Source organism: Sporomusa sp., assembly GCF_057736855.1.
In genome coordinates, this window is sequence record NZ_JBYKYF010000075.1 from 1 (window position 1) to 6,529 (window position 6,529).

Annotated in this window: 5 protein-coding genes and 1 tRNA gene; all 6 read left to right on the forward strand. The window is 43.4% G+C overall.

Annotated features, from left to right (window positions below; all coding sequences use genetic code 11):
- Positions 1-300 precede the first annotated feature (300 nt).
- The 6 genes from AC29Z1_RS06940 to AC29Z1_RS06965 all read left to right on the forward strand — a co-directional run bounded on the left by AC29Z1_RS06940 (position 301) and on the right by AC29Z1_RS06965 (position 6,315).
- Positions 301-1,632, forward strand: coding sequence for an MFS transporter (locus AC29Z1_RS06940; protein WP_488270732.1), 1,332 nt, complete (start codon positions 301-303; stop codon positions 1,630-1,632).
- A gap of 121 nt (positions 1,633-1,753) precedes the next feature.
- A complete protein-coding gene (locus AC29Z1_RS06945) occupies positions 1,754-2,143 on the forward strand; it encodes a zinc ribbon domain-containing protein (protein ID WP_488270733.1) in 390 nt (129 codons plus the stop codon).
- Positions 2,144-2,251: 108 nt separating this feature from the next.
- Positions 2,252-2,326 (forward strand) — tRNA-Arg (locus AC29Z1_RS06950).
- 229 nt (positions 2,327-2,555) lie between these two features.
- Entirely contained in the window at positions 2,556-4,235 is a 1,680-nt protein-coding gene (locus AC29Z1_RS06955; protein WP_488270734.1) for a LytS/YhcK type 5TM receptor domain-containing protein, read from the forward strand.
- Between the two features lie 12 nt (positions 4,236-4,247).
- Positions 4,248-5,003: a LytR/AlgR family response regulator transcription factor gene (locus AC29Z1_RS06960; RefSeq protein ID WP_488270735.1), complete on the forward strand. Its 756-nt coding sequence runs from the start codon at positions 4,248-4,250 to the stop codon at positions 5,001-5,003.
- Between the two features lie 127 nt (positions 5,004-5,130).
- A complete protein-coding gene (locus AC29Z1_RS06965) occupies positions 5,131-6,315 on the forward strand; it encodes a CaiB/BaiF CoA transferase family protein (protein ID WP_488270736.1) in 1,185 nt (394 codons plus the stop codon).
- Positions 6,316-6,529: the final 214 nt, after the last annotated feature.

Consider the following 6,529-nt stretch of genomic DNA (forward strand, 5'->3'; position numbering starts at 1 on the left):
AAATAGAAAGCCGCTTTTTGCCTTACGGCATAAAAGCGGCTTTGTCTACAATCTGTAACTGTCAGGTGACACTGACAGTTTTTTATTTACGCGGATGTTATCACCGTATGCTGATGCCATGAGAAATGTAAATCTAGTGGAGCGATGTACACCTGAGTTTTTCAGGTCATAGTCTAAGACATTTTGGCAAAATATAAGTTGGCAGCATGTGATTCATTTCTTGGAAAAGTGGTTGCCATTTCAATATACAAGAGGTATAATACTGACAAGACAGGTGTAAAGACATAGGAGGTAATGTAGATGGAGATCATTCAACGGTTGGAACAAATCCCGGTCAGTCGCTTTCATTATAAATTATTGTTGTTGACGGGCCTAGGCTGGCTGTTTGATGCTATGGATACAGGGATTATTGCGTTTGTGCTCCCTGTTTTGGCAAAGGAGTGGGGATTGTCTGCTACCCAAATGGGGTTTATCGGTAGTATTGGGCTGCTGGGAATGGCTGTTGGTGCGGTACTTGCCGGTTCAGCGGCCGATAAATTTGGACGAAAAATGGTATTTTCGCTAACTCTAATTATTTATAGTGTAGCCACCGGTTTGTGTGGTCTGGCCTGGAGTTATGAATCACTACTTGTGTTTAGATTCCTTGTTGGCTTTGGACTGGGGGGAGAACTACCAGTTGCAGCCACACTTATGTCTGAATATTCACCACCTGCCAGCCGGGGACGATTTATTGTTTTATTGGAAAGTTTCTGGGGGGTTGGCTGGCTAGTGGCTGCACTTATTTCTTACTTTATTATTCCCAAGTTCGGGTGGCAAATGGCCTTTTTTATTGGGGCCTTGCCAGCTCTGTATGTATTTTGTATCAGACTGGCCATGCCTGAGTCCATACGCTTCCTTATAGATAAGGGACGCGAAGCCGAAGCATTGGCTATTGTTACGAAATTGGAACAGTTAGCTGGTTGTGAACCTGTTAGCCAGGCTGCTGCCATGACTACAGTAACGGCTAAAAAACCTGAGACGAAAGTACTGTTTAAGGAATTATGGACTTCGCAGTTTGCAAAACGCACTATGATTCTATGGATTATCTGGTTTGGTATTGTGTACTCCTATTATGGTATATTCACCTGGTTACCCTCGCTGATGGTGCAGCAGGGACATACCGTGGTTAAGACTTTCGAATATGTATTAATTATGACTCTGGCGCAGCTGCCTGGTTATTTTAGCGCCGCGTACCTGGTTGATCGTATTGGTCGCAAAGCAACTCTGGCAAGTTATTTGGCTATGAGTGCTGTGAGTGCTTATTTCTTTGGGCAAGGGGGCAGTGCGGGCGAAGTGCTGCTTTGGGGCAGTTTGATGTCATTTTTCAATCTCGGGGCATGGGGGGTTGTTTATACCTATACCCCGGAACTGTATCCTACCCGGATACGGGCCTTTGGTTCCGGCTGGGCGGCAGCCGTTGGCCGATTTGGGGGAATCATGGCACCTAGTGTTGTCGGTTATATGCTAGCTGGCCCCATGGGAATGGAACAAGTGTTTACTATGTTTACCGGGGTTATGATTGTTGTAGCAATTGCTGTATGGCTGTTTGGTGAGGAGACTAAGGGCAAGTCACTGGACGAAATCAGTAGATAGAATGAGGCGACTTGCAGGATTGAGAACACTAGCGCAAAAAGTCTAGTGTTCTCTTTGCTGTTTGGTGGCAGCGTGATATAATTTTATGTGTAGTGCTGTATAGAGAGGGGAGTATTTTGGTATGACGCTGAGTCTGAGTTTATTAATTGGTGCGATAGCCGCCTATTGGGTATATAATGATGCACGAGGACGCGGGCATGATAAGATGACTGCACTATTATGGTCTGCTGGGACTTTGGCAGCATTAATTATTTTTTTACCATTATACCTGCTGCTTGGCAGGAAACAACCGTTGAAGCCGCAGCGAAATCAAGATGTTATTGATGTCGAAGCCATACCGGTGGAAGAGACGTTTACCTGCCAGATGTGTGCCAACAAAGTTAAGGAGGACTTTAAAGTATGCCCTTATTGCGGATTTACCTTGAAGCCTGCTTGTACATCTTGTGGCAAAGAACTTAATCGTGAATGGCGGATATGCCCTTATTGTCAGACTCCAACGGCTGCTAAATAACCCCAAGTAACCATGGTGAAAAAAATTAGTAAAAAAATATGCGAAAAAAGATTGGACATGGTGCACTTGATGTGTTATAATCTTATTCGTGGCTGAAGTCACGCTCATGCGCCCGTAGCTCAGGGGATAGAGCGCCGGCCTCCGGAGCCGGGTGCGCAGGTTCGATTCCTGCCGGGCGCACCATAAAGGTAACGATAAGAGCTTGGATTTTAACATTATAAGATGCATAATTGGTTTGTTGTAAGGTGGAGTCTGTTCAAAGCAGACTCCTTTTTATGTTGCTGGAAAGTAATACAGAAAAGTAAGTATGGAGGAATTTGATGTTGGACTTGTATAATTGTTTTACATAGGATATTTGAATAATAATCAATATTCATTAACAATCATTAGGGAAAAAGTGAGGCGACAATATTTGCCTGATTATATATTTCAGCATTTAATCATGGTACTAATTCTGATATTAGGCTGTGTTTTTTTGCTCACCAAATTTCAGGTTTTTCGTAATACTATTCTAAAGCAGAATTTATCTCCTTGGGAACAAGTTAGCTACGCGATTTTCTTTGGGATAATTGGAATTTTAGGGACACATGCCGGGTTTCAAACGACTTACGCCATCGCAAATACTAGGGCGGTGGCTGCCATTACGGCCGGGCTGATAGGCGGTCCCTGGGTGGGATTGGGTGCTGGTTTAATTGCCGGGGTGGATCGGTATTTTCTGGGAGGAATGAGTGCCTTAACCAGTTCGGTGTCCACTGTGCTGGAGGGGATTTTAGCCGGGTTATACTATTCCCGTTTTAGTAACGCACATAACCGTTGGGCCTTCGCTCTGGGGCTTGGATTGTTGCTGGAAACTATGCATATGTTAATTTTGCTCTTTTCCCCGCCTTTTGATCATGCTGTGCAATTAGTAAAGGCGATCAGTCCTTCGATGCTCATCATTAACCCCATTGGGATTGCGATGCTTATCGCTATTATGGACACCATTTACGAAGAGCGAGATAAACTTGAGGGAAAAGCTGCGCGATTAGCATTGCAAATTGCTGAAAAAACACTGACTTTTCTCCGATCAGGTCTAAACGAAAAATCGGCGTATGATACGGCGGCTACCATTTATCAAAGTGTGGACAGCATCGATGCCGTAGTGATCACTTCGTTGGATAATGTATTGGCATTTGTCGGGACAGGAGATGATCATCATAAGATTCTTCAAACAAAGAGCACCCTAGAGGTGCTTACGAATGGCAACTATAAACTGGACAGAAGTAAGGAGGAAATCGGGTGTATGGATCCCAATTGCCCGCTGCAGTCCAAAATTATAGTAGCTCTCACCGAACGAGGAATCGTCGTCGGGTCACTCGGATTTTACAAAACAAAACCTGACAGTATAACCGCATTTGAAATCGAATTGATTAAAGGTTTATCACACTTAATTTCTGTTCAGTTGGAAGCCAGTAAAGTGGAGCAATATTCGGCTTTGCGGGCCGCCGCAGAAATAAAGGCGTTGCAGTCTCAGATTAATCCGCATTTTCTTTTTAATGCTCTGAATACTATTGTCTATTATTGCCGGAGTCAGCCGGAAACGGCTCGAAATTTATTATTAAACTTGGCGGACTTTTACCGGAATAATCTCGAAAAAGCCGGCGAATGGGTGGATTTAGAGACTGAGATTCATCATGTGGATGCGTATGTACAAATTGAAACAGCCCGTTTTCGGGAAAAATTACAAGTTATTTATGAGTTTCCGGAACCATATCACAAAAAAATTCCGGCGCTTATCTTGCAGCCAATTGTCGAAAATGCAATTAAGCATGGTTTGTATCCTAAAAAGTCAGGTGGCAGAGTTACGATTTCTGGAAGATGGGATTCTGCGAAGCGATATGTTGTTTCCGTAACCGATGATGGCGTCGGTATTCCTGCAAGTAAGCTAGCAATCTTGTTACAGGGGGAGCAGGCAAATACTGAAAGCAGAACAAGCATTGGCCTAGTTAATGTTCATCAACGGTTACAGGCTATCTACGGCTCCGAATATGGTCTGACAATTACGAGTGAAGAAGGTAAAGGAACTTGCGTATCTATGGCTTTCCCAGGATAAGGAGGATATATCATGAAAATAGCAGCCATTATTGTTGATGATGAATTTCCGGCACGAGCAGAACTGAGGTCTCTATTAGAGGAAAGCGGTGAGATTGACGTTGTCGGGGAATGTGAAGATGGAGACGAAGTACTGGCAATGATCCAGAAACGAAATCCTGATGTCGTTTATTTAGATATCCAGATGCGAAATAAGAACGGTTTGGTAATTGCTGGCGAAATTTTGGAACTGACATATCCGCCGCATATTGTCTTTACTACAGGATATAATCAATTTGCCGCCAAGGCGTTTGAACTAAATGCTGTGGACTATATTCTAAAACCTTACTCCTATGAACGGGTTCACAAAAGTATTGCTAAATTATTGGCCTTGAAATCGTCGGTACCTATGCAACCGAACTTGCCAGAGATTAAACCCAACAAACTATTTCCTCCGAATATTTGCGTTTGGTCCAGAGACCGAATGGTGGTTTTACGGCCTAATGAAATTTTCTTTGCCAAAGCTGACGAAAACCGGCAAACCTTATTGCAGACCGAACAAGGTGCCATGTTTACTAAGCTGACATTAAAAGACTTGGAGGGAATATTGGCAGGACAAGGTTTTCTGCGGACTCACAAAAGTTATTTAGTCAATTTGACGAAAGTGCGGGAAGTCATTCCTTGGTTCAATAATACGTATGTGCTGGCATTGGAGAATTGCCGCGAAACCAATATTCCGGTTACTCGTCATTATATAAAAGAATTTAATAAAATTATGGGAATTGACTAATGAATCTTAGGAATAAAAACAGGACTGTTAGGTCCTGTTTTTTTTATGTTATGCGGAAAATGATCTAAAATTGTCGAATATTCTTTACAATGAAACTGTGCTATTAAACATGTAGGAGGAGAAACTGATGCGGCCATTAGAGAATGTAGTAGTGCTTGATTTAACCAGAGTGTTGGCTGGCCCTTACGCAGCCATGATGTTTGCCGATATGGGGGCAAATGTTATAAAGATTGAACCACCTAAAGTAGGCGATGATTCTCGCGCTTTTGGACCGTTTGTTGGTAAAGAAAGTGCCTATTTTATGAGCTTAAACCGGGGCAAACGTTCCATGACCTTAAATCTCAAGGATCCCAAAGCCAAAGAGATTTTTAAAGAAATGGTCAAAAAAGCTGACGTCGTGCTAGAAAACTATCGCCCTGGAACAATGGAAAAGCTTGGCTTGGGTTATGAAACCCTGAAAGAAATCAATCCCAAGATCATATATACCGCTTGCTCGGGCTTTGGTCATACCGGTCCGTACAGTAAAAAACCGGCTTATGATGTAATTGTTCAAGGCATGGGCGGTATTATGAGCATTACTGGACATGAAGATGGTGAACCAACTCGCGTGGGTGCATCGGTAGGTGATATCACTGCAGGATTGTTTGCTGCCATTGGTACCTTGACTGCATTGTATAACCGGGAAGTTACTGGTATTGGTCAAAAAGTGGATGTTGCCATGCTGGACTGCCAAGTAGCGATTCTGGAAAATGCTATCGCGCGGTATGTGACTTCCGGCGTATCACCTAAACCGATTGGCAATCGTCATCCATCGATTACTCCATTTGAAGCATTTAAAGCTAAAGACGGCTATATTATCATTGCCGTGGGTAATGACCGCCTGTGGAGTGATTTCTGCAATCTGATCAACAGACCGGACTTGATTGAGGACGAACGGTTTGCAACCAATCCGAAGCGTACCGAAAATCAGAAGGCTTTAAAAGCCATTCTCGACACCGTCTTCCCAGAGAAAACTGTTGATGAATGGATTGAAGCCCTTGACAAGGCTGGCATTCCTTGTGGTCCGATCAATACCATCGAACGGGTTATGCAAAATGAACAAGTTATAGCCCGGAACATGATTGTAGAAACTGAACATCCGACTGCAGGCAAAGTAAAAATGGCTGGAATACCCATTAAGTTATCCGAAACACCTGGTTCTGTTGAAAGACCTGCCCCGCTTTTGGGACAACATACGGAAGAGATCCTTGCCGAGATGTTAGGTCTTTCCAGTGAAGAAGTAGCTGAACTGAAAGCTCAAAATGTACTGTAAGATTGGTTGAGCAAAAGATCCATTTTCATAATATAGGAATCACTACTTTTGGCGAGGGTTCAGTGCCAAAAAGTAGTGATTCACATTTAGCGAGGTGCACAATGGGAACCGTTCAAAACAAGATTGATGAACTAAGAAAGAAACAGGAGAAAATTATGCTCGGCGGCGGTGAAAAGAGAATCGCGAAGCAGCATGCTAGCGGCAAACTAACCGC